Source organism: Epilithonimonas sp. (assembly GCF_056329745.1).
In genome coordinates this window covers 99,252-124,465 of sequence record NZ_JBWEYV010000001.1, presented here as the reverse complement: position 1 = coordinate 124,465, position 25,214 = coordinate 99,252, and the positions used below count along the sequence as shown (strand labels likewise).

At 38.9% G+C, this 25,214-nt stretch carries 15 protein-coding genes; 9 read left to right on the top strand and 6 right to left on the bottom strand.

Annotated elements, in window-relative coordinates:
• Positions 1-5: 5 nt before the first annotated feature.
• From AC00Y6_RS00575 to AC00Y6_RS00560, 4 genes are all read right to left on the bottom strand, one after another.
• Positions 6-1,346, bottom strand: coding sequence for a GDSL-type esterase/lipase family protein (locus AC00Y6_RS00575; RefSeq protein ID WP_474488676.1), 1,341 nt, complete (start codon positions 1,344-1,346; stop codon positions 6-8).
• Between the two features lie 6 nt (positions 1,347-1,352).
• Positions 1,353-3,530 carry an alpha-glucuronidase family glycosyl hydrolase gene (locus AC00Y6_RS00570; protein ID WP_474488675.1) on the bottom strand — a complete coding sequence of 726 codons (2,178 nt, stop codon included), beginning with the start codon at positions 3,528-3,530 and terminating at the stop codon, positions 1,353-1,355.
• 6 nt (positions 3,531-3,536) lie between these two features.
• Positions 3,537-7,106, bottom strand: coding sequence for a glycoside hydrolase family 2 TIM barrel-domain containing protein (locus AC00Y6_RS00565; protein WP_474488919.1), 3,570 nt, complete (start codon positions 7,104-7,106; stop codon positions 3,537-3,539).
• Between the two features lie 252 nt (positions 7,107-7,358).
• Complete coding sequence (locus AC00Y6_RS00560) at positions 7,359-8,456, bottom strand: ROK family protein (protein WP_474488674.1); 1,098 nt, start codon at positions 8,454-8,456, stop codon at positions 7,359-7,361.
• A 321-nt stretch (positions 8,457-8,777) separates the two neighbouring features.
• Between AC00Y6_RS00560 and AC00Y6_RS00555 the strand changes: the two genes are divergently transcribed.
• From AC00Y6_RS00555 to AC00Y6_RS00515, 9 genes are all read left to right on the top strand, one after another.
• Positions 8,778-9,269 carry a cupin domain-containing protein gene (locus AC00Y6_RS00555; protein ID WP_474488673.1) on the top strand — a complete coding sequence of 164 codons (492 nt, stop codon included), beginning with the start codon at positions 8,778-8,780 and terminating at the stop codon, positions 9,267-9,269.
• Positions 9,270-9,403: 134 nt separating this feature from the next.
• Positions 9,404-10,432: a LacI family DNA-binding transcriptional regulator gene (locus AC00Y6_RS00550; protein WP_474488672.1), complete on the top strand. Its 1,029-nt coding sequence runs from the start codon at positions 9,404-9,406 to the stop codon at positions 10,430-10,432.
• Between the two features lie 559 nt (positions 10,433-10,991).
• Positions 10,992-13,826, top strand: a complete 2,835-nt coding sequence (locus tag AC00Y6_RS00545) for a SusC/RagA family TonB-linked outer membrane protein (protein ID WP_474488671.1) — start codon at positions 10,992-10,994, stop codon at positions 13,824-13,826.
• Positions 13,827-13,837: 11 nt separating this feature from the next.
• A complete protein-coding gene (locus AC00Y6_RS00540; RefSeq protein WP_474488670.1) occupies positions 13,838-15,463 on the top strand; it encodes a RagB/SusD family nutrient uptake outer membrane protein in 1,626 nt (541 codons plus the stop codon).
• A 25-nt stretch (positions 15,464-15,488) separates the two neighbouring features.
• Positions 15,489-16,616, top strand: a complete 1,128-nt coding sequence (locus tag AC00Y6_RS00535; RefSeq protein WP_474488669.1) for a SusE domain-containing protein — start codon at positions 15,489-15,491, stop codon at positions 16,614-16,616.
• 76 nt (positions 16,617-16,692) lie between these two features.
• Positions 16,693-17,865: a glycoside hydrolase family 76 protein gene (locus AC00Y6_RS00530; RefSeq protein ID WP_474488668.1), complete on the top strand. Its 1,173-nt coding sequence runs from the start codon at positions 16,693-16,695 to the stop codon at positions 17,863-17,865.
• A 281-nt stretch (positions 17,866-18,146) separates the two neighbouring features.
• The gene (locus tag AC00Y6_RS00525; protein ID WP_474488667.1) at positions 18,147-20,432 is read left to right on the top strand and encodes a GH92 family glycosyl hydrolase; all 2,286 of its coding nucleotides are present in this window, start codon (positions 18,147-18,149) and stop codon (positions 20,430-20,432) included.
• Positions 20,433-20,458: 26 nt separating this feature from the next.
• Positions 20,459-21,889 carry a glycoside hydrolase family 125 protein gene (locus tag AC00Y6_RS00520; protein ID WP_474488666.1) on the top strand — a complete coding sequence of 477 codons (1,431 nt, stop codon included), beginning with the start codon at positions 20,459-20,461 and terminating at the stop codon, positions 21,887-21,889.
• Positions 21,890-21,905: 16 nt separating this feature from the next.
• Positions 21,906-24,086: a GH92 family glycosyl hydrolase gene (locus AC00Y6_RS00515; protein ID WP_474488665.1), complete on the top strand. Its 2,181-nt coding sequence runs from the start codon at positions 21,906-21,908 to the stop codon at positions 24,084-24,086.
• A 137-nt stretch (positions 24,087-24,223) separates the two neighbouring features.
• Here the strand turns inward: AC00Y6_RS00515 and AC00Y6_RS00510 are convergent, their stop codons facing one another.
• Together AC00Y6_RS00510 and arfB are read right to left on the bottom strand one after the other, a co-directional pair.
• Positions 24,224-24,703, bottom strand: a complete 480-nt coding sequence (locus tag AC00Y6_RS00510; protein ID WP_474488664.1) for a cytidine deaminase — start codon at positions 24,701-24,703, stop codon at positions 24,224-24,226.
• Between the two features lie 115 nt (positions 24,704-24,818).
• The gene (gene arfB / locus AC00Y6_RS00505; protein WP_474488663.1) at positions 24,819-25,211 is read right to left on the bottom strand and encodes an alternative ribosome rescue aminoacyl-tRNA hydrolase ArfB; all 393 of its coding nucleotides are present in this window, start codon (positions 25,209-25,211) and stop codon (positions 24,819-24,821) included.
• Positions 25,212-25,214 lie beyond the last annotated feature (3 nt).

Genomic DNA, 25,214 nt, shown 5'->3' with positions numbered 1-25,214 from the left:
AAACCTTATTTCTTCAGCGTTTTTAGGTAATGATCAATACTTTTGGCCCAGAGACCACCCAGGATTTCCGCACCTTTTTGATTCGGGTGCAGATAAAATGTACCGGAATTGCCGGACTGAGGTTCTAAATATTGTTTATAATTTTTTCTAAAAATGTCAAAACCTTTTTGATCTCCCACGGTTACAAATGATGCATTTTTTTGCGCCAGCCGTTTGATGATCGGACGATAACTTTTCAAACGATCAAGACCTTCCTGGAGATAAACTGCGCTGTTGTGGGTATTGGGGCTATACCAAAGTGGCATTTGCAATACAAATTTCGCTTTAGGATAGGCCTGATGCAAATGGTCAATAATTGTCTGCATATTTTTCTCATACATTTCCGGCGAAACGGGTGCGCCTTCGGTTCCTTTCACGGCGCTGTCATTGGTGCCAAGTTTGATCGAGAAAAGTAAAGTTGCATTGTCTTTATACATTTTATCCGCGGCATCGGTCACTTTTTTGTAGGCTTGGGTTCCGGGAAGAAAATTAAAAGTGGTAAAACCGCTAATGCCACAGTTGGCATACTGAACTTCATATCCAAGACTATCCAGCTCTTTTGCGGCAATCGCTGGCGGCGTTTGTTTTAGATAATAGGATTCTGTAATACTGTTCCCAACAAAAATAACTTCAATTTTTTCTTTTGCGGGTTTAGGAAAATTCCTTTTTGGATCAATTGCTTTTGCAATCACTCTTGCCATCACAGCTGTTCCTTTTTCATTTGGATGCACCGTGTCATATACAAAGTCGGGCTTACCTAGCAAAGGTGTGTGCAGGTCGATGAGCGTAGAATGGGTTATTTTCGCCACCTCTTTCACCCTTGGGAGTACTTCATTGATAATCAAGCTGTCGTCCACGGGTAAAAAATTGTTGGGAAATGTGGGCAACGGATAGCAAACGTAAATTTTTGGCTTGCTAGGAAGCGCCTTAAATGATTGAACAAATTCAACATAATCCTTCACAAATTCCTCTTTATATTGCCAGTTTCTGGGCTTTGCATCATTGGTTCCCATCTTAATAATCACAATATCCGGGTTCCAGGCCAGCACGTCTTTATACTTTTGCTCATTCCAGTACGGATGATCTCCTTTTTTAAGCATTGTTCTTGCGCTGATGCCGTAATTGCGTACTTCGTAGCCTTTACCGAGCAGTTTCTGCAAAATAGCCGGATATTTCTGATCGGCCGCCAACGCGCTATTCTCGGTGATACTATTACCTACACAAGCCACTTTTAATTGTGCCTGAATAGAAGCAAAAGAAAAAAACATTAAAAGGCCAATCAGCCAGTTTTTATAATTTCCACTCATGATAACTTATTTTTTAAAATATAATGTAGAATCCCAGTTGTATGGAAATGGAATACTTTGATAGTATTCTAAAGAATGATTTGGTTTCTCGAAAGTTGCAGGAATAGGTTTCTCTGAGTATTTTCCGAAGAAAAGAACACAGGCATCACGCCACCATCGTGCTTCATTTTCCTGCATTTTCAGCAAAGTACGGGTATGGTCAAATCTTTCCTGATCAATTTTCCCTTCCAAAGAAGCCCAGATATTTTCCATTTCTTCAACCGATTGTACGCCTTGATAATAGTGGCTCACCATTTCATCCCACAGCGTTTTCCCAGAGCGCATTTTATAGTCCCAAGGCGCACGGTGAAACCAAAGCAACAGATTTTCCGGGCAGGTTTTTAATGAATTAAGTTCCTCGCGCAGTGGCGAATGGTATTGTCCTACGGCATTGGTACCGCGTGAAGAACGGTCGATTCCGATTCCATCTTTAGACACTTTATGATAATCCGAAGCCTTCCACGTTGGATCATCATGCCAGGGTTCGGGACCATTGTGGGTATCGTAATTCATAATATGATTCAGACCAAGCGGCATCATATAATTAACGGCGGCCTCGCGAGACATCAGCATCATTTTCTGAATCGGTTCAATAACCTGTTGGTCGTTGGAAAATGTCATTCTGATCCATTCTTCGGAAAGTTCTTTTGCGGTGCGATCCGGATTCCATGCCATTCGCCCGAAAGCATGCCAGTTGGCCTGCCCGAAAAGATGCCCAGTCCAATTAAGATCGGTACCTGTGTTCGGAACACCGGCAATACCTGAGATGCCTTTCGTTTTTTTATAATGCTGCAACACTTTGGAAACGGTAGAACCTTTTCCATTTTCGTAGGTATCTGATTGTAAAGTTTCTTCGAACAAAGAACCGAGATATACCAAATGCATCGAATGTCCCAAATTTTCCTGTGTGATCTGAAATTCCATCGACAAAGCAGTGTTCGGCATAGCGCCAAACAAGGGATGAAAGGGTTCGCGAGGCTGAAAATCAATCGGTCCATTTTTCGGCTGTACAAAAACATTTCGTGCAAATTGTCCATCCAATGGTTTAAACTCCTCATACCCATTCATCACTCGATCGATATGCCGCTCATTTTGATATACGAATGCGCGCCAGAACACCACACCACCGTAGGGTGCAAGAGCTTCTGCCATCATATTGGCTCCATCGGCATGTGTACGGCCATAGTCTTGCGGACCCGGCTGGCCTTCGGAGTTGGCTTTCACCAGAAAACCTCCAAAATCGGGAATAATGCTGTAGATTTCTTTTACCTTATCTTTCCACCATTGTCTCACTTTTGGATCTGCGGGATCTGCCGTAGAAAGTCCTCCAATCTCTTTCGGAGCACTAAATCGTGCTGTTAAATAAACCCGAACTCCATACGGGCGAAATGCATCGGCCAAGCCAGCAGCTTTCACGAGCCATTCAGTACGCAAACTTTTTGCATTAGCATTTACATTGTTCAGCACTGCGCCATTAATACCCAACGAAGCATTTGCCCGGGCATAATCGGTAAGCCTTTTATCTTTATACATCGGCAATCTTTCCCAGTCCCAAAGGGTATATCCGGCATATCCACGCTCAATAGTACCATTTAAGTTATCCCAATGATTCAATACCCGGTATTGTAATTTGGGTTCCTCTTTAATAGCCAACTGATCGAGTGACTGATTGCTTTGTATCAGCTTAAGATAATGAAACAAACCATACAACACGCCAATATCGTTTTTTGCGGCCAGCACGGTAATAGGCTTGCCTTCCACCATTGCAGTGCGGATCATAAATCCTTCATCATCCAGTTGATTGATTTCCTTTGCAAAGCTGAGTTGGGCAATACGTTTTGAGGATTTGGGCGTGCCAATAAGAAGGCTGTTTTTTAGCAACTCATTATTTTCAGGCAATTGGATATCCAAAAGGCCTTTCAATCCTGTTTTCAGTTCTTCTTTTGCCGCGTTCAATCTTGGTGAAGAAGTTTCAAATATGATATTTTGATGTTTTGCTTTGTAATAGCTGAGGCGAGATGAATTTTCTATCTTTTGATACCGCAACCACAAATCATACCCGTTCTCTGCATACCCCTTACCGGCAGCGCAAACTGCCAGTAAGAAGGTGATTAAATATTTTAGTGATTTTCTTATATCCATCATCTCAAATTATTTTATAGGTTCTATCCGGAATGAATAATTGACAGGTGTATTGACCGGAATCATATATTGATCCAAAGGACGTGGACCACAACTCGCATTTCCCAAACCTTGTTGAATGGCATCGAGACTGAGGTAAACTTCCGGTTTGCGGATCTTTTCCAACATGAAATCGTGTTTCGCGTTCCATACTTCCTGATCCGTAAAATGCAATGCAGAAAAATTCATATGATCTTTGGACGTAATCTGCAACCCTTTACGATCTTTATTCAATACCTGGATCCAGCGAATGCCTTCTCTGTTGCCCATGCTTTGCGCACGTACATAATGCTCGGCTTCCATATCTTTGGCCGTGGTTTCATACAAGCCTACAAAAGCGGAGGCTTTCCGGTCGTTGTAATTTTCATGAGGACCTTTTCCGTAATACTGAAGATGTTCATATCCGGCAGGAACCACCAGCTGAAGACCCAATCTGCGGACAATATCTGCATTTTCAGGTTTCGTGAAGGAGGCATCTACATCCAACATACCATTGCCAAAGACGGTATATTTAACCAACAACGGAATCTGAATTCCTGTTTCATTTTTGATGGTCACCGTGCTTTGAAATAACACCGTTACTGCTTTTTTATCTTCAGAGATCTGATAGCTGAACAAGGGCGATGCATACGCCACATCATAATAGTTTTGATCGGCATATTTGTCATTATTCACAGATCGGTACCAGTTGAAAGAGAGCCCTGCCTTATTTTGAATCATTTCTTTGCCATCATAAACCAAAGATTTTAGTGTTCCTGTTTTTTTATTGATCTCTAATTTAAAATTCTGACCCGAAACATTCAGTCCCTCCGCATTTTCTTTCACATTGATGGATTTTAGTGCCGATGGATTTACAGATGCCAACGCAGCGCGTTCTTTGAGTAAAAACTGGTCGGCGGCCACCACATGCCCTTTATCTGCCCAAGAAGTGGCGTCTTTCAGACTGGCGTAGATATTCAGGAAATATTCACTGCCGGCTTCCAGATTACGATCCAAAGGAATCGTGATAATGCTCTTCTGAGTAGGAAGCAGATTGGGGGCAGCCATCTTTCCGGATTGTACTATTTTTCCATCTTTCAATACTTCCCATTTCAGATCAAAACCTGAAAGACTGGTGAAATTGTATCCGTTCTGAATTTCCACGCGGCCACTCATTAAAGCTTTTGGACGGAATTTGATGTACTGATATACTTTTTTTACTTCCAACAACTTGGCGGTTACTCTTCGATCCGGCGTGGTGAGTCCATTGCAGGAGAAATCTCCGTCATTAGGCTTGTCTCCGAAATCACCCCCATAAAAATAGCGGTCTCTGGGTTCTCCGATTTTATTCAGCCCCTGATCTACCCAATCCCAGATACAACCACCAATCATCCGCTGAGAATCATTCTCGATATAATCCCAATATTCTGCAAGATTGCCCATGGCATTCCCCATGGCGTGGGCATACTCGCAAAGAAAATACGGCTGTGTGGCTTCTTCGTTGTCAATTCTGATTAAATCCTCAATCGAATTATACATCGCAGAACGCAGATCTGCAATCTCATTTTTCCCTTCGTAATGAATAGGTCTTGTGCCATCCATTTCGCGGGCTCGTTTGGCCATGGCATCGAAGTTTCTGCCGTTGTTGCCTTCATTACCCAACGACCAGAAAATAACGGATGGATGATTGCGATCCCGCTGAATCATACGTTCAATACGATCTACATACGCTGCTTCCCAACTCGGTTTGTCGGAAATTGTTCCATTGCCATGGTTTTCCAAATCGGCTTCATCCATCACATACAAACCATAATAATCGTATAAAGCATACATTTTCGAGCTATTCGGATAATGGCTGGTGCGGATGGTATTGATGTTGTGTTTTTTCATCAGCACAATGTCTTCAATCATCGAAGATACCGGAACTGCTTTTCCGTATTCCGGATGGATGTCGTGCCGGTTGACGCCTTTAAAGAATATTGGCTGATTGTTTACATACACTCTTTTGTCTTTGATTTCAATTTTGCGAAAACCAAATTTCGAAGACAAGGCTTCTGTATCTTTTCCTTTGCTGTCCTGTAGGGAGACAATTACGGTATAGAGATTCGGAGTTTCAGCAGACCAAAGGGTCGGGTTTTCTACAGTAGCACTCAGCACCACATTGCTGCTCTGATTGCCGTTCACCTGAATTTTCTGATTCAGTGTTTTGATGATATTGCCTTTCGGATCCAGTAAAGAAACCTGAATTTTTTGATTGCCCGAGGATGCTCCATCATAATTCCGGATCTGTGCTTTTACGCTAAACTCGCCTTTGGAGAAATCATTGCCCACGAATTTTGAGTCCAAATGATAATCATAAACATGCAACTTTGGCACGGCATAGAGAAAAACATCCCGATGAATACCACTCAGGCGGAACATGTCCTGATCTTCTATATAACTGGCATCTGTCCAGCGGTACACTTCTACTGCGATATTGTTTTCTCCTTTTTTGATGAATTTCGTAATATTAAATTCTGCATCATTATTGGCTCCTTCACTATAGCCTACTTTTTCTCCATTGATCCAAACGTACATTCCACTGTACACGCCATCAAAGTGCAAGATCACTTCTTTATGGTCCCAATCTGCCGGGATGGTAAAACTGCGTTTATAAGATCCTACAGGATTTGTTTCTGTCTCGTTTGTATAGCCTTTGTGTGCCAAAATAAGCGGCGGCCTATTGGTAAATGGATACGTGATATTGGTATAAATTGGGGTACCATAGCCTAGCATTTCCCAGTTAGAAGGTACATGAATTTCTTTCCACAAAGCTACGTCATAGCCCGATTTATAAAAATCAACAGGACGTTCCGAAGGCTGCTTCACCCAGTTGAATTTCCAAGTCCCATTTAAGGATTGATAGTAGGGTGATGTTGATTCTACCCAAGGCTGATCAAAATGAGAATCTGATTTTAGTTGCGAAACATTCGGATACGGGATATAGGTCACATGCCCCACTTCCTTGTTTACTCCAAAGATGGTTTCATTTTCCCACTCGGTATTGCCGCGGATGGTATAATCTTCTGAGGTTTTTAGCGTGGTTTCTTCAAGACGCCACAGTTGGGATGAATTGGGAATCTGGCTCACCACCGAGCCTTCTTTATCATCCCCTGCATAGGCCAGCGTCATCCCGCTCACCCGCTGGGTAATCTGATAGGCTCCGGTACCGGTAATCTGAATTTTCCACTGTTGATTGCCGTTTGTTTTATTCTCAATCCACTGCACAATAGCACTACCAGAACCAGTGTGGATATTACCATTATCCAACGCATAATTGCTGTAAGGATTGGAAATCATATACGTACCGTTCGAAAGTTTCTGTACTTTCCATATCTGGCCTTTTTTGCCCTCCTCTTTCTTGGAAAGATAAAGCCGGGCATTGTCCTCAAAGCTGTCACGTGAATCAATCACTAGACCCGAAGGACTGCTCAGCCTATACAGAACATCAGGATTTATTTCCTGAGAGTGTATTAAATATGAACTAAATAATACGAGGAAAATTAAAAAGTGTCTTTGCATCATGTTTTTATTTATTAAAACGTTTTAGTAAAATTGAAAAAAAATATTTGAATTAATAGATAAGATTAAAAATAAAATTATTCTGTTCTAGTATCAATTATTCATATTTTCCGAGAAGAGTGGCTCCGAGTATTTTTAAATTTTTATATATCGTTCAATATCATTATATGTGAGAAAATATAAGAAGTAATGGCAAAATCGAACAATCTGCTGATTGAAATCGGTTTTATGGAGATTGTTATTTAATTATCGCTAATCAATATTAACGAGAGCATACGCGTAGGCTCCCAGGCATATTGCTCTACTGGTACCTAAATGGGATAGACCTATTAAAAGCTTTTTCTCCTGAGAATAAGAAACATATTTGTTACTAAAGGGAACTTTGATACGATCCATTTTCCAATTCAGAAATTCATTGTAGGATTCTTGATCTTCCAAATTATATACTTTTGACATGAGGCGAGGTATTTTTTCCCCCTTTAAATTTTCAATTGTACCATTAAGGTGTTTGACGACAGTAGGAAGAATTAAGTCTGAAGCTCCTGAAATCCCACCTCCTATAACAATAGGTGCATCAATCAAGGTGATGGCATTGGCCAATGCTTCACCAACCATTAATGCGAGTTTTTCAAAGGCTATCAGTGCGGCAAGTTTATTACCATCTAATTCTCCCATTGCGATATGATAAATCTGTTGGGGTGACAGTTCTCTTGTGTCATCAGATTCTTCTGCATAAACACGTTGTACCGCTCGGATGCTAATGCTCTCTTCAACCAATAGATGGGTGTTCTTAAAATCGCGCATAAGCCATATTTCACCTCCTGCGGAATTGTCGCCCGATAAAATTTTGTTGTTATGTATAATTCCGCCTCCAAAGCCAGTCCCCAATGTAATTCCAAATAGGTTATTGTAATGTTTGGGAATATCATGGTTCCGAAGATCCTCATTAAGCTTGGGTAACATGCCTCCAATGGCTTCTCCAAAAGCAAATAGATCACCGTCATTATTGATGAATGTTGGTAAATTAAAGATTTCCTGAAGCATTGGACCTAGAGCAATACCCCCGTTGAATGATGGGAGATTGATAAGGTCGCCAATAATGCCACGCTGATAATCTGCAGGGCCAGGGAATGCAAAACTAATAGCTACAGGTTTTTCAGGCAAAATAGTATTAATAATTTGCTGAAATCCCTCTATAAGTGTTTTGAGACAAGCTTCCAAATCATTTGCATTGCTGGGTAATATAATGGGATTGGCAATCTCATTTCCAGCTTTTATTGCAGAAAAGACAAAATTGGTACCGCCGGCATCAAGAGTCAATACAACCCGTTGATCAGTAAAAATATCCATTAACGAAGTTTATTTTGTTTTAAAAAAAATTAACTTTACAATATTAAGTAAAATTTACCTAAATCATTTTAGTATGTGGTTTTTTATTTTATATTTCCATAAAAATTGCTCATGAAGGTCATACCAAATGATGTCTAATGAGCTATTTTGAAAAGTTTTTTAATAAAAAATAGACTTATCTTACCTAAAATAGTGTTTCAAGTAACTTAATTGATTCGGTTTACAATGAAAATACTAAAACGTTTTATAATTTCATATATATTCTCTCATTTGAGGAATTATGATTAATATTGTAGCTTATAATTTTAAAATTAACATTAAGTGGAAAAAAGAGATGTGTTTTCAAAGGTTGAAGAGAATCTGATACAGCAAGGGTTTACAGTCGTTTCTAAAGATGAAGCCAGACCTTGGGGCGGTTTTTTTGTCATAGATGAAAATCAGGCACAGGCGTTTGCAGATAAATATTTTGAAGGTATTAATGTAGATGAATTAAGAATTGGTGGCAAGTTAAGTCCAAAAATTCTTGTGGTTGCGCCTCATGCTAAGCTGAGTTGGCAGTATCATCATAGAAGAGCTGAAATATGGCAGGTTGTAGAAGGTACTGTTGGAATTGTAAGAAGCAATACTGATACCGAAGGTGACTTGGTGACCTTTCACCCAAAAGATCAAATCAAATTAGATCAGGGCGAGAGGCATAGATTAATCGGTTTGGAGGATTGGGGCATTGTTGCGGAAATATGGCAGCATACGGATAAAAATAATCCCTCGGATGAAGACGATATTATTCGTGTTCAGGACGATTTTGGGAGATAAACAAGTTTTGTTGTAAAGTTTATTGCGATTTTTGTTACAATGAAGAAAATCTCTAAAATTAACACCCATTATTTTTTAGAACGCTCATGATTTATAGAGATTTCCGAAATCTTACTTTTGTTGAATATTAGATAATGAAAAAAAAAACCATTTCGATTAAAACGATAGCTTCTGACCTAAACATATCGACAACTACGGTGTCTTTTGTTTTAAACGGAAAAGCTCGTGAAAAACATATTAGTAATGAATTGGAACAAAAAGTTCTAGATTATGCAAAAGAGGTTAATTATAAACCAAATCCTATAGCGCAAAGTTTAAGAACCGGTAAGTCTAACACTTTAGTGCTAATGGTTGAGGATATTAGTAATAGTTTCTTTTCGCGCCTAGCCCGTGTTATAGAAGATATTGCTTACCGAAAGGGATATAAAGTGATTTTTTGTAGTCATGAAAATGATGATAAAAAATGTGAGGAACTCATACACTATTTCCGGTTCCGCATGGTGGATGGTTTTATCATTGTCCCATCGGCAGGGATTCGTGAAACGATTGAAGAGCTTATCGAAGATAATGTTCCTGTGGTGTTGGTGGACCGTTATTTTGATAATTTACCATGTAACATTGTAGTAATTGATAATAGAGAGGCAGCGTATACGGCTACTAATCACCTTATCAAAAATGGTTTTCGAAATATTGCATTTGTAACGGTAGACTTGAAGCAAACACAAATGCTTGAGCGTCTGCAAGGTTATGAGGAGGCGATTGAGGAAGCTGACTGCACACCAATTGTTTTTTCTTTACCTTTTGATATGGCTAGCACACAGCAGGGTAAAAATATGATATATAATTTTGTATCAAAAAATCCGCAGATCGACGCCATTTTTTTTGCGACCAACTACCTAACACAATCTGGCTTAGAGGTTTTTAACTCAAAAGATCCGTCTTACATTGGTAAGGTGGGTGTAGTTGCATTTGATGACAATGAGTTTTTTAAGATTTACAATCCTTCAATCACAGCAGTAGCACAACCTCTAGAGGATATTGGTGTAGAACTTATGCGTCTTATGATTTCTTTACTCAAACGTAAAAATGTTAAAGAAGGCAGCAGAAAGGTTGTTTTGAAAGCGGACTTCATCGCTAGAAATTCTTCAAACCATAGTATCTGATACTAATTTTTGGTTTTCTTTAAGGTTTTACTTAAGCTAAAACGTTTTAATATAGTTTTTTCTCATTTTTGGTGAACCAAAACCAGCTTTTCGTCTTTCTACAAATTATCAATAAATCAATTTTTATTGATAATTTTTTTTAATTTTTAATAATTATTCAATCATTTAATATTTTTTCCGTAAAAATATTGGTTCAAAAATTTTTTTTCACACAAGTATTGTTTATTAAATCGATTTAGTATATTTACTCCGTTACAATCAGTTAAAATCGAATTAACAATAAATTAATCTTCTATGAAAAAAAAATACTTATATGATAAGTCTGTATTTCCCAGGCTTTCTATTCTAGGAGTTTCATTGCCTATAAAATTTCCCAATCCAGTAATTCTTTTTTACCCATGAATTTATTTTGTAATCTGGTAAAGGTGCTAATTGTGCTCATTGTCAATAAAATACGTTGTTTGAATAATACTTTTTACTATGTCTATAGTGTGTAAAATGGCACCAGCATCATCTCTTAAGATGCAAGGTGTGTGTAATATGATTAAAAACTGTTAATATGAATATTAAATTAAAAGCTTTATCCACAGCGGTAATCTTTTTTTCTGGACAGGCTTTGTTAGCCCAGCAGAATAAAAAGGACACAGCGAAAGTGTCAAATATCGAGGAAGTTGTGGTTGTAGGGTATGGTACGCAGAAGCGGAGCAAAGTTATTGGTGCTATCGACCAAGTCGGTAGTGCTGACCTTAAAGGTCGTGCCAATGTAAATGTTACTCAGGCTCTCCAAGGAAAGTCACCTAACCTCACGATCCAGCAGCGTAATAATGAGCCCGGTGCCGGACTTAATATCAATATCCGGGGTATAAGTACCTTAGGTAACAATAGTCCACTTATTGTGATTGATGGGATAGTAGGTGGTGATATCAATGCTATTAATCCAGCTGATATTGATAATGTCTCTGTGCTGAAGGACGCTGGTAGTGCAGCTATTTATGGATCGCGATCCAGTAATGGTGTTATTCTTATCACTACAAAAAAAGGTAAGAAGAACAACCCAATGACGGTTACATTTAACTCCTTATTAGGTTATAATTTACCTCATTTTTTTACGAAGCCTGTACATGGCTATGAAAATGCGATGTTACGTAATGAAGCAGCTTTCAATTCTGGTGCACCCATGCCTTACACGGCAGAGCAGATAAGGCAGTTTAAGGCGAATGGTGATACCGAATGGTTTGCAAAAGAAATAGTTCGGCCAGCAATGCAGGGCAACTACAATGTTTCGGCCAGTGGTGGGACGGCGAATAGTACCTATATGGTATCCGCAGGATATCTCAATCAGGAGAGTAATTTTGTAGGTCCTTCAAAAGGTATGGAACGGTATAATTACAGGATTAATTTGACCAATAATTTTGGAAGACTCAGACTTACTTCCAATTTAGCTTACTCCAAGCAGCTGATTCGGGATCATGCAGGAAGTACCGGTACACTGATGGTAGACGCTTTCCGTGTTCCTCTTTATTACACTCAAAAAGATAAAGATGGTAATTATTTGACCAATGATGTTTTACAGGAGTTTAACCCATTGGGGATTTTGGAAAAGGGAGGTTTTAGAAGGTATGATAATGATGATGTCTTAGGAAGTATTAATGCAGAATTTGATATTACCAAATGGCTAAAAGCCAAAGCTGTATTTGGAGGTCACCTTTGGGTAAACAATATGTTTAGCCGTACGCAACGGGTTGATTTTTTCCCTGCTGGGGTTGCCGGTGCAGACCGAAATACCAATGATGAGTCTAGGAAAAGCCTTGATCTTAATACCCAGTTTATGTTGGAGTTTAACAAAATGTATGGTAAACACTCTATCACTGCCTTGGCTGGTGCCAGTAACGAAAACCACAGTGACCGAGGTATAGGTATCTATAGAATGTATACAGATCCCGAATTGGGAACGCCAATCAGTGAAACTAAAATTAGTGAAAATTCATACAATTCTAACCAAAGTTCGTCAAAGAACAGTCTTAATTCCTTATTTGGACGCTTCTCTTACGATTACGAGAGCAAGTACTTTGCCGAATTCTCATTTAGATACGATGGCTCTTCAAAATTCCGTAAAGAAATACGATGGGGCTTTTTCCCATCGGCCAGTTTAGGATACCGTATTACCAAAGAAAGTTTTATGGAAAACTATGCTGATAAAGTTGGGAATCTAAAATTTAGAGCGTCGTATGGAATATTGGGTAATCAAAACGTTGGAAATTATCAATATCAGACTACTTATTTCACATTTCAAAATGCTTACGCCTATAACAATGTAGCGGTGAGTGGTACTGGGTATAATTTTGCGAATCCTGATATTACCTGGGAAAGAGCCGGAACTTTTAATGTCGGTTTAGATGCGGATTTCTTCAAAGGTGCATTATCTATAAGTGCGGACTATTTTAACAAAGTTACCAAGGATATCCTTGTTGCACCACAAGTTCCCGGTGTTTACGGTACTTCTTTACCAGACTTTAATGCAGGAAAAGTAGGCAATCAAGGTTGGGAAATCAGTGCAACGTGGCGGCATAATGGAGAGGTGTTTAGGCAAAGTGTTACCGCGAATGTTGCCGATAGCAAAAATAAAGTCCTCAGCTTCCAAGGACAGGAGCGTTTAAAAGGCGTAGATGAATTGCAGGTATTGCTTAGGGAAGGTTTACCTTATAACTCCTATGTTGGATATATGAGAGACGGTATTTTCCGTAATTACGATGAAATCAAGGGAGCTGCAGTACCCGTTGGTCTTACAGTACAGCCAGGGGATAATCGCTACGTGGATGTTAATAAAGATGGTGTAATAGATGACAAAGATTTGATGATTTTTGGTAATCCTTTTCCTCGTTATACGTTTGGATTAACCTACAACATAGAGTATAAAGGATTCGACCTCAGCATTTTTGTACAAGGTGTTGGAAAAAGAACAATGATGTTAAGAGGTGAGCTTGTAGAACCTTATCATTACAATTATGGTATGACCATGTATACCCATCAGCTAGATTACTGGACACCTGCAAACCCTAATGCATATTATCCGAGACTTGCCAACAACGGGACTATGAGCAATACCAATAACTTCAGAAGGGGTAGTGATATGTATCTTTATAATGGAGCTTATGCGAGGCTTAAAAATGTTCAAATTGGATACAGTCTGCCCAAATCACTTTTAGAAGATCTTAAGATTCAGAGTCTACGAATTTATGTGTCAGGGCAAAATTTGCTGACCCTTAGTAAAGTAAAATTTGTAGATCCCGAGCTCAGCGAATTCGACAGTAATATGTCCTCTGGCGGAGGTAATAGCGGAAGGGCGTATCCTACGCCTATATATTATGGTTTTGGTCTGGATGTAACTTTTTAACTTGAAAAATTATGATAAACAAAAAACGATATAAAATTATTATCCTCCTAGGCGCTCTTTTCTTAAGCAGTTGCGAAGGACTGGATCTTGTGCCTGAAAACCAATTTACAGACACAACATATTGGACAACAACTTCTAAGGCGCAGACTGCACTCAACACAGCCTATAGCCAAATGATGAGCAGCAATTATTTTTTTTATAATGAAGCCTTAAGTGATAATGCTTACAACGGCAGAGGGGATACCGCTGGGGCTGCATCCATTGCAGCTGGCATCTTTGATCCTTCTCTAGGTAGGTTTAAAGATGAATGGAATTCTAGGTATGCGGGCATCAAAACCTGTAATCTGATTCTAGGTAATATTGATAAAATTACTGGTGCAGATCCCAATCAGATCGCACGAATGAAGGCCGAAACACGTGTTCTGCGAGCATGGCAGCACTTTATGTTGACGACATGGTTTGGTGATATTCCATTACTGGATAAAGATCCATCTTTGGAAGAAGCAACAAGCATCAAACGCACTCCGCATGCCGAGGTCATCAATTTTGTGTTGAAAGAGCTTAATGAAGCTATGCAAATTTTACCTACAAAGCAACAGTACTCTGCCGCAGAAAATGGAAAGATAACATCTGGTGCAGCATTAGCTTTAAAAGCAAGAGTATTGCTGTACGAAGGCCGCTGGGCAGAAGTTGTAGAAGCTACTAATGCGCTTATCAAAGGTGAAAGGGGTAATTATGCATTACTTCCTTCTTATTCTGGCTTGTTCTTGACGGAGAATGAAAATAGTAGTGAGGATATTTTAAGTATACAATATACTCCGGTAGATCGTATGTGGGGAGAATTTTTTGATATGGCTCCTATTTCTGCAGGTGCTAGACTCAATGCTCTTGCACCCACTCAAGAACTGGTAGATAGCTACCTGATGGCCAACGGAAAAAAAATTACAGAAAGTGGAAGTGGTTATGATGAAAACAAGCCGTACATCAATCGGGATCCAAGGCTTACATCCACTGTAGTCTATGACGGTTATCAGTGGAAAGAAAAGGACGGAAGCACGCGTACAATTTACATCAAGCCAGGTACAGCTCCAGCAAGTAATAATCTTGATGAGTATGCGCCAGGATCTTCTAAAAGTGTTACTGGTTATTATACTAGAAAGTACTATGATCCGCAACATTTGTCTGGTCTTCAAAGTGGACTTAATTTAATGTTGATAAGATACGCCGATGTATTGCTTATGAACGCGGAAGCCAAAAATGAACTGGGACAGTTTTCGTCCGCAACATGGGATAGTACCATAGGTGCCTTAAGGAAGCGTGCTGGTTTTACAGATGCGGCCGCAACAACATTTCCTAACTCGCTATCACAAGATCAAATGCGACAGGTGATACGCAATGAGCGAAGGAGCGAGTTTGGTATGGAAGGCCTTAGGATTTTTGACATCAGAAGATGGAAAATTGCAGATAAAGTATTGAATGGATGGGCACATGGTGCAAAGTTTGGCAGCCCAAGTGAGGATAATGGATACCTAAGGGTTAATTTCAGGACATTTGATCCAGGACGACATTATTTATGGCCAATACCAAGAGATGAACGTATTATCAACAATAATTTAACTCAGAACCCAGGATATTAAAATAAACAATCAAAAAAATTCAAAAATGAAAACAATATATTCTAAACTTTTATTGCTACTTATTTTGGTTTTTGCATTTAGTTGCAAAGATGACGATACCATGAGTAATACCAATGTATCTGCGGTGGAACAACTCTATGCACCATCAGACAAGACCTTTTACAATTTATCAGCTAATAGCAGTGCCCTTTTTGAATGGCAAGGTGCTCACGCAGAGGATAATGGTGTTGTACTTTATGAAGTCGCTTTTGATAAAGAAGGTGGCGATTTCAGTAAACCTATAAAGGTTTTACCAGCGGATGGCAATGGATACAAAACGACTTTAAACATCACATTTGCAGATCTTAACAAGATTGCACAATTAGCAGGCATACAGCCGGAAGCAACAGGCAAATTGAGTTGGACTGTATTTTCTTCCAAGGGAATTAACGTTCAAAAATCTTCCGTGGTAAGAACTATAGAGGTTAAAAGACCTGGGGGCTTCCCAACACCAGACGAATTGTACATTACAGGATCTGCTTCGGAGGGTGGAACAGACTTGAACTCTGCAATACCGTTTAAAAAAATAAGCAATTCTGTATTTGAAGCGTATACACAATTGAAGGAAGGTACTTATCAATTTGCTTCCCGCAAAACCGCTGGTGCAGATATGTACTATCTTGATGGAGATAAGTTAAAAGCTAATGGTTCCACAACTTATGCTGGTGCTAATAAAGTTTACCGAATCAGAGTAGACTTCAGTAATGGTAATTACAGTATAGATGAAATTAAAAAAATAGAACTTTGGTTTGCACCAGATGCTAAGTTTTTATTTTCATACGATTATGCAGGCAAAGGAATTTTTAACGCACTCAATCAATCAATTGCATTCAAAAAAGAATCTTGGGGACTGGATGAGCGATATAAATTTAAAGCGACTGTGGTGGCCAAGGATGGAACTTCAACAGAAGAATGGTGGGGTAGTTCCAAAGGTGACAACCAGCGCCCTGATAATAATACAGCTGCCTCCTTCTGGTATCTTGTGCCAGTTTCAAGTGATCAGTGGAACAACTGTTTCAAATTTAAAACTGAAATTGATAAAGCCCGTGTAAACGCTATTATTGATTTTAGCGCAACCGCAACTGCATACACGCATAGTTTTACTGTTCTTTAATCAATAAAAAACTGGGGTGTCCTGTAGTAAGGAGTAGGATTTCATTTTATAGGACATCCCTATTTATTTAAACAATATGGAAATAAAACAATATTTAAAATACACAATGCTGGCAGGTATAGGTTGTCTAGCATTAACCTCTTGTGATGATGAGGCTATGCCACTACGGGATCCAAATACCAGTGCTACTCACGAGATTAATTATACCTACGCTGCAACAGCAGACAGTATGCAAGTAGCTACCTATAATACTTATCTAGGTAGCAACAATACATTTGTACAGGATAACGCGGGGAATAGTTTTATGAACTATTGGTGGAATGCTCATGCGCTGGATGTTCTTGTTGATGGTTATTTACGTACCAAGGATACAAGCTATTTTGCCAAGATGAAAGCCCTTCATGATGGGATTAAAATAAAAAATGGCGGCGATTTTAATAATGAGTTTAATGATGATATGCTTTGGCTTGCCAATGCGTGTTTAAGATCATACGCCGTTACCAATGATGTAGATTACAAAAATACAGCGAGATATCTTTGGGGAATTATACAAAAATATTGGACGGATAATGTTTTGGACGGAGGAATTGCCTGGAAAAGGGATACGCCTTATTCAAAAAATGCCGTGAGCAATGCACCGGCAGTTATTCTGACAATGGAACTTTACAAATTAGACAAAAAACCCGAAGATTTGGCTTGGGCAAAGAAAATTTATAATTGGCAAAAAGCTAAACTCTTAGATCCTGTTACAGGAGAAGTTTGGGACAATATATCCATCAATGCCAAAGGTGAGGTTGTTACCAACAAAGATTGGGTTTTTACCTATAATATGGGTACATGGATGGGAGCTGCATTAAGACTGTATCATGAGACCGGGGAAACAGGATATCTCCAGGATGCGGTGAGAACCGGTAAGGCTTTTACAACTAGTACCAAACTCATTAGAGAAGGTCTTTTACGGGATGAGGGGCAAAATGACGGTGGCCTTTTCAAAGGAATAGGTGTTCGTTATTTTACAGAGCTTATTGAAGAGAAAAATGTTAATAGTTCCGATCATAGTGAATTTGTCAAATTCTTACAGTTTAATGCCAGAACATTTTATCGTTTGGGTATTTCTCGCCCGGCAATGACAAGTGGAAGTAATTGGAGCAAAAAACCAGATGGAAAAACAGATTTTTCTACTCAGTTAAGTGGCATAATGCTTATGGAAGCTGCTGCAAAATTGAAAGCAGAAAGTCTTATGGAGTAGGATATTCTTATTATGAAAAAACATGCTATTTAAGGCTTTCTTAAAGTTTGAACCCAATGTTTTTTTTAAAAAATTATCCTAATTCCTTACAACTTATAGACATATATTCATTAACAAGAAAATGGATAAAAAGTTAAAAAAATAAATATGGTAGAAGAAGCGGTCTGCCGGGTAACCGGCGGCCGTTTTTTATAAATTCAGTACTAATTAGGCTTTGTCAACGTCTTATCTGCGCAATGATAATTCACAAAGCAAATAATCGATAAGTAGCAAAACTTACAATGAAGAGATTTTTAATATTAATGAGCCTTGTGGGCTTTCTCAACTATAATGCTCAGGTTCACGTAAACAGCAGCCGCCAACCTGTGGATTGGGTAAATCCTCTCATGGGAACTGACTCCAATTATGAAGTAAGTAATGGGAATGTATATCCCGCTATTGCTATGCCGTGGGGAATGAATTTTTGGATGCCCCAAACTGGTAAAATGGGTGATGGATGGGCGTATACCTATCAATCAAACAAGATAAGGGGTTTTAAACAAACGCACCAGCCCTCGCCTTGGATGAATGACTATGGTCAGTTTTCTATCATGCCTATCACAGGAAATATTAAGTTTAAAGAAGACGATCGTCAAAGTTGGTTTTCACATAAAGCAGAAACCGTAACTCCTTACTATTACAGTGTTTATTTGGCAGATTATAATCTCACCACAGAAATTACGCCTACCGAAAGAGCTGCTTTATTTCAGTTTACATTTCCCAAGAGCGATCAGGCACACGTGATTATTGATGCTTTTGATAAGGGTTCTTATGTAAAGATTCTCCCCAATGAAAATAAAATTATCGGTTACACTACCAAAAATAGCGGGGGCGTACCAGAAAATTTTAAAAACTATTTTGTGATTGTTTTTGATAAACCTTTTACTGATATTCATACTTTCGATGGCGATGTTTTAGGAACCACAAAAGAAATGAAATCTGATCATGCTGGTGCGGTGGTCAGTTTTAAAACCGAAGCTGGTGAAAAAGTTTTGGCAAGAGTCGCTTCTTCTTTTATTAGTTTTGAGCAGGCAGAAAGAAACTTGCAAGAAACCGCCAACACCAATTTCGATAATTTAAAGCTAAAAGGCAGAAATATATGGAATACAGAACTTTCGCGCATCCAGGCAGAGGGTGGTTCTTTTGACCAGACTGCTACTTTTTATAGTTGCATGTATCGCAGTATGCTTTTTCCGCGCAAATTTTTTGAGTTCGATGCCAAAGGAAATGTAATTCATTATAGTCCTTATAATGGAAAAGTATTGCCAGGGTATATGTTTACAGATACTGGCTTTTGGGATACATTCAGATCATTATTTCCGTATCTTAATTTGATGTACCCTTCTCTTGCTGCTCAAATGCAGGAGGGACTAATAAATGCTTATAAGGAAAGTGGTTGGCTGCCAGAATGGGCCAGTCCTGGCTTAAGGGATATTATGGTTGGGAACAATTCTGCTTCGGTTGTTTCAGAAGCCTATCTTAAAATTGGCAAAGAACAATCTTATGATATTGAAACGCTTTATAAGGCACTAATTCATGGAGCAAAGAATGCCGGCCCTATTAAAGCAGTAGGAAGGGCCGGTGTAAAAGAATACAATAGTCTGGGATATGTTGCGGACGATATTACCGATCAAAGTGCTGCGCGTACTTTGGAGTACGCCTATGATGATTTTGCAATCTATAAACTTGCACAAGCTCTAAAAAAGCCAAAACAGGAAATTGAATTGTATCGAAAAAGAAGTTTAAATTATAAAAATATTTTTGATAAACAGTATCAATTGATGCGTCCACGCAATAAGAATGGCAGTTTCAAAACACCCTTTGATCCATTACGCTGGTTCGAAGGTTTTACAGAGGGAAACAGCTGGCATTATACCTGGAGCGTTTTCCATGACACACAGGGACTGATTGATTTAATGGGAGGTAAAGATATTTTTGTTAAAAAATTAGATTCGGTGTTTACGATGCCACCAATATTCGGAAAAGATTTTCATGGTAATGTAATCCACGAAATGCGTGAAATGCAGGTGGTTAATATGGGACAATATGCACATGGTAATCAGCCCATCCAGCACATGATTTATCTCTACAATCACGGAGGTCAACCCTGGAAAGCTCAATATTGGCTAAGGGAGACTATGGATAGACTCTATCATTCTGCCCCAGACGGCTATTGTGGTGATGAAGATAATGGGCAGACTTCTGCATGGTATGTATTTTCTGCAATGGGATTTTACCCTGTTACCCCCGCAAGTGACCAATTCGCAATGGGCGCTCCATTATTTAAAAAAATTACTGTAAAATTAGAAAACGGTAAAGAAGTGATCATCAACGCATCTAATAATAGTGCCGAAAATCGCTACATTAAAAGCATGTATTTTAATGGAAAACCTTATACCAAAACTTGGCTTAGCTACAGCGAACTGATGAAAGGCGCAAGCTTAAATATTACAATGGATTCGGTACCAAATACTTCACGTGGCATCCAGAAAGAAGATTTGCCTTATTCTTTATCCAACGAAAAATAACAATTACAAATACTAATAAAAGACTTATGAAAAGAAGAGCATTTTTACAAAGAACAGCACTTGCAGGTGGCTTACTGATGGTGGATCCAATGAATGTATTTGCAGCAAGAACAAATCCTTTTTCCGATTTTCCTGTGGTAAGGGTGCCAAAGGAAAAACGTCATTTTACCAGTGAGGTGATAGAAAAAGTGATAACAGAATTTAATAGAAAAGTTAAAGACCGCGAGCTTGCGTGGCTTTTTAACAACTGCTTTCCCAATACGTTGGATACAACGGTAACCTATTCGGAGAAGGATGGTCGCCCAGATACCTACGTCATTACCGGCGATATTGATGCAATGTGGCTGAGGGACAGCTCTGCCCAAGTATGGCCTTATCTTGCTTTTGCCAATCAGGATAAAAAGCTCAAAAATCTTATTGCAGGTGTTGTCAATAGACAAACGCATTATGTTTTAAAAGATCCTTATGCCAATGCATTTTATAATGATCCTAATAAGAAAGGAGAATGGACTTCTGACCATACAGATATGAAACCAGGAGTGCACGAGCGTAAATGGGAAATCGATTCACTGTGCTATCCTATACGACTTGCTTATAATTACTGGAAGACCACTGGTGATACAAAACCTTTCGATTCAGAATGGCAACAGGCAATGAAAACAATACTGAAGGTTTTTAAGGAGCAGCAGTGTAAAAATGGTCCCGGCCCATATTCATTCCAAAGAAGTACACCCAACGCAACTGATACTCGATCATTGAAAGGTTTTGGGTATCCAGTAAAACCAGTTGGACTCATAGCGTCGGCATTCCGGCCTAGTGATGACGCGTCAGTATTTTCATTTTTGGTTCCGTCTAATTTCTTTGCTGTCATCAGCTTAAAACAAGCTGCGGAGATGTTGCGTATGCTTAAGCAGGACGCTTCTACAGCATCCGAGATGGAAGATCTTGCAAAAGAAGTTCAACAAGCACTACGGCAATATGCAGTTGTTAAACATCAAAAATACGGAGAAATCTATGCATTTGAAGTAGATGGATTTGGAGGTCATCTTTTGATGGACGATGCTAATGTGCCTAGTTTGCTGGGTCTGCCTTATCTTGATGCAATAGATCGCAATGATCCAATCTACCAAAATACACGTCGGTTTGTACTTTCAGATGATAATCCATTTTTCTTCAAAGGTAAAGCGGGGGAAGGTATTGGCGGTCCGCATGTGGGAATGGATATGATATGGCCGATGGCAATTATTATGAGAGCTTTTACCACAAACGATGCAAACGAAATCAAAACATGCATCCAGACACTCAAGAGAACACATGGTGATACAGGATTTATGCATGAGACCTTCCATAAAGATAATCCAAAAGATTTTACGCGGTCATGGTTTGCATGGACCAATACACTCTTTGGTGAACTTCTTTGGGAAACATTGAAAAATAGGCCACAACTTCTTTCTTAACTCTAAAAGTGAATGTATGCTATACAAAGCTTTCAATATTATAGGATGTTTGGCTGCCATTAGCTTTGTGAGTTGTCAATCAGTAAAGCAGGCGAGTCACCCTAATTCAAACAAAAAACAACTTACAGATTGGGTAAATCCGCTTATTGGTACCGCCCCGCTGCTGGATGAAAAGATTATTGGATACACACCGCCACCCAACATGCGTGTTTGGGCAGGCCTCGTGTTTCCAGGTTCATCGTTGCCAAATGCAATGGTTCAACTAAGCCCAATTACCAAATATGGCTCTGGTGCAGGATATGAATATGAAAATAAGGATATATATGGTTTTGCGCATACCAACAAAGGGCATTGGGACCAGTGTCATTTGCCGTTGCTTCCCGTTCCAGAAGGGGCTACTTTTCCTTATAAATCTACTTTTGGACACGATAGGGAAATAGCGAAGCCTGCCTATTATCAAGTTTATCTAAAGGATTATAAAGTTAATGTTAGACTTTCCTCAACCCTTCGGTGTGGGATACACGAATACACTTTTGAAAATAATAAAGATCGAAAGATATTATTTGATTTAGGTAAAGCAAATCATCACGTTGATGAATGGGAACTGGTCAAATCAGGTGAAAAGGTATTAACTGGTTTTCAGCGTACTGGTAGCGATAAAATATTTTTTTACGCTGAGTTAAGTGATGAAATAACCGACATCCAATCAAAAGATCCTTCCAAAAATGGGGGATATGCATTGATAAGCCTTAAAAATGGCAAAACCGAGCCGGTAGTTGTAAAAATAGGCTTGTCGTTCGTGAGTAGTGCAAATGCTAAAGAAAATCTAGCAAACGAAGTAGGAAGCAAAAATTTAGATCAAGTTTATAATGAAGGAAACAGAATTTGGGAAAACCTTCTCAGTAAAATAGAAGTTACTGGTGGAAAGGATAAGGAGAAGGAGATGTTTTATAGTAGTCTTTACCGATCATTTTTGTGGCCCGCTTTAAGGAGTGATGTCAATGGTCAGTTTACAGATGAGAAAGGAAGTATCCGTAAAGAGAATTACAGATATTATACGTTGCCATCTTTGTGGGATGATTTTCGTAATAAACTAGTGCTGCTTGCTATTGTTTCTCCAGATGTTACCAATGATGTAATTGCATCCATCATCAATATGGGAGAATTAAGAGGTTTTATCCCTACTTTTTTCCATGGTGATCATGCTGCTTCCTTTATTGCCGGATCCTATCTGCGCGGAATTAAAAATTACGATATTAAAAAGGCGTACAATCTGCTAATCAACAATGCTTATAAAGAGGGTGGAACTCGTCCATTCATCAAAGAATATATAGAAAAAGGATTTATCTCAGATCCTGAAATCAAAAATCCAAATGTGGAAAGCAAGGGCCATGCAGGAGTTAGTAAAACGCTTGAATATGCTTATGATGACTATGCACTTTCTTTGCTAGCAAAGGAAATGAATGATGAATTTCATTATGTAGATCTCCAAAGGAGATCAAAGAACTTTGAAAATGTTTTCGACAAAACAACCAATTTTATGCGTGGGCGCCTTGCGAACGGAACTTGGATTAGCCCGTTTAATCCAGAATATCCTTATTATGAATATATGTATCGGGAGGCCAACGCTTGGCAGGTGTCGTTTTATGCTCCACACAATATGGATCATTTAGTTTCACTTTATGGCGGAAAAGCACCTTTTGAAGACAAGTTGGATTCGCTGTTTACAACACCTTGGAATAAATCTTATATTGCTTGGAATATTTCGGGTTTCATTGGTCAATATTGTCATGGCAATCAACCTGATCACGAAGCACCATTCAGTTATTACTTCGTTGGCAAACCAGAAAAATCGCAACAACGTTTAGATCAAATTATGAGCACTATGTACGGGATTGGGCCTGAAGGATTGGCGATGTCCGGTATGGATGATGCCGGTGAGATGTCCTCTTGGTATGTGTTTTCTGCCCTAGGTCTATATCCTCTAAGTCCTGCAGATCCCGAATACATCGTTACGGTACCATTGTTTGATACAGTAAAATGGAGAAATGAAAACGGTAAAGTTCTTCAAATTCAAAATAAAAACAAAGGTCGAAACCTAAAAATGATAGAGGTTAACGGAGTAAAGCAAAAACGTTTGTTTATCAACCATGATTTGTTCAAAAATGGTGGCGTTTTAAACCTTGAAACTCAATAATAATTGTTAACGATTACAGTTTTAAATATCACTAAAAAGTGTAAATCAAATATCTAATTAGAAAGCAAAAGTGTCCTATCATTTTTGCTTTCTGTTTTTAATTCCACAAAAAAATGACATTAAGTATTTGATTAACCTTACAAAAAACTGGCATCAAAAGAAAATGGCAGAAGGTCGCGGATCGATTTGGCCTTTAGGATTTCGCCGTCCAGCGATGCAAAATAGATTTCGATTTGGTCTTTTTGCTTGGCTTCATATTCCAGAATGGCTTGCCGGCAACCTCCGCAAGGTGGAATGGCAACAGACGATACTGCATCTTTGGGAGCACCTATAACAAAAAGTTTTTTCATTTTTACATCCGGGTAATTCGCAGATGTCCAGAAAATAGTCGTTCTCTCTGCGCATAATCCCGATGGATAGGCTGCATTTTCCTGATTACTGCCTGTTACAATCTCTCCGTTTTCTAACAAAACAGCACATCCTACCCAAAAGTTAGAGTACGGCGCATACGCCTTGTCCCGTACAAATTTGGCTTTGTCAAAAAGTGTTTTCTCTATGTCGCTGAGTTCTTGATAACTCGGTATGACTTCAAAATTGATCTTTATTTCTTTTTCCATTTTTAAAATGCAGGGAGGTAAAAATACAAGTTTTGAGCATATAAATTAACATTAACTGAAAAAAAAACATTACAATCGTATATTCTAAAAAGGTCAACGATTGATATTTGATATTTTAAAGCCTAAATTTTCTGTTTTCTTTTTTCTCGGACAGTTTCTTTTTGCTATCAATTCTTTTTTGAATTTGCCGCTTAGAAGGCTTAGTTGCCACTCGTTTTTTATGGATAAATAAGGCTAGGTTCACAGTCTCAAGCATTCTTTCTGTAGCAATCTTTTTGTTTTGTAGCTGGGTTCTGCTTTCAGATGATGTCATTTGTAGCAAACCGTCATTGTTAATTCTGTTTTTGAGTTTATCTGTAATCCTTGCTTTTTCAATAGCTGAAAAAAACTGGCTTTCATCTACATTCCAAATGGCAGTAACAGCCGTTTCTACTTTGTTCACGTTTTGTCCACCGGCTCCGGAAGAGCGGGAGGTTTTGTAGGTGATTTCTGAAGAAAAGTTTTTCATTTT

Bases quoted from the DNA above. Each gene is read 5' to 3' on its own strand.
- AC00Y6_RS00575 (WP_474488676.1), bottom strand. From the start codon at position 1,346: ATGAGTGGAAATTATAAAAACTGGCTGATTGGCCTTTTAATGTTTTTT.
- AC00Y6_RS00540 (WP_474488670.1), top strand. From the start codon at position 13,838: ATGATAAACAAAAAACGATATAAAATTATTATCCTCCTAGGCGCTCTT.
- AC00Y6_RS00510 (WP_474488664.1), bottom strand. From the start codon at position 24,703: ATGGAAAAAGAAATAAAGATCAATTTTGAAGTCATACCGAGTTATCAA.
- AC00Y6_RS00525 (WP_474488667.1), top strand. From the start codon at position 18,147: ATGAAGAGATTTTTAATATTAATGAGCCTTGTGGGCTTTCTCAACTAT.
- AC00Y6_RS00535 (WP_474488669.1), top strand. From the start codon at position 15,489: ATGAAAACAATATATTCTAAACTTTTATTGCTACTTATTTTGGTTTTT.
- AC00Y6_RS00520 (WP_474488666.1), top strand. From the start codon at position 20,459: ATGAAAAGAAGAGCATTTTTACAAAGAACAGCACTTGCAGGTGGCTTA.
- arfB (WP_474488663.1), bottom strand. From the start codon at position 25,211: ATGAAAAACTTTTCTTCAGAAATCACCTACAAAACCTCCCGCTCTTCC.
- AC00Y6_RS00565 (WP_474488919.1), bottom strand. From the start codon at position 7,106: ATGCAAAGACACTTTTTAATTTTCCTCGTATTATTTAGTTCATATTTA.
- AC00Y6_RS00545 (WP_474488671.1), top strand. From the start codon at position 10,992: ATGAATATTAAATTAAAAGCTTTATCCACAGCGGTAATCTTTTTTTCT.
- AC00Y6_RS00515 (WP_474488665.1), top strand. From the start codon at position 21,906: ATGCTATACAAAGCTTTCAATATTATAGGATGTTTGGCTGCCATTAGC.
- AC00Y6_RS00530 (WP_474488668.1), top strand. From the start codon at position 16,693: ATGGAAATAAAACAATATTTAAAATACACAATGCTGGCAGGTATAGGT.
- AC00Y6_RS00560 (WP_474488674.1), bottom strand. From the start codon at position 8,456: ATGGATATTTTTACTGATCAACGGGTTGTATTGACTCTTGATGCCGGC.
- AC00Y6_RS00570 (WP_474488675.1), bottom strand. From the start codon at position 3,530: ATGATGGATATAAGAAAATCACTAAAATATTTAATCACCTTCTTACTG.
- AC00Y6_RS00550 (WP_474488672.1), top strand. From the start codon at position 9,404: ATGAAAAAAAAAACCATTTCGATTAAAACGATAGCTTCTGACCTAAAC.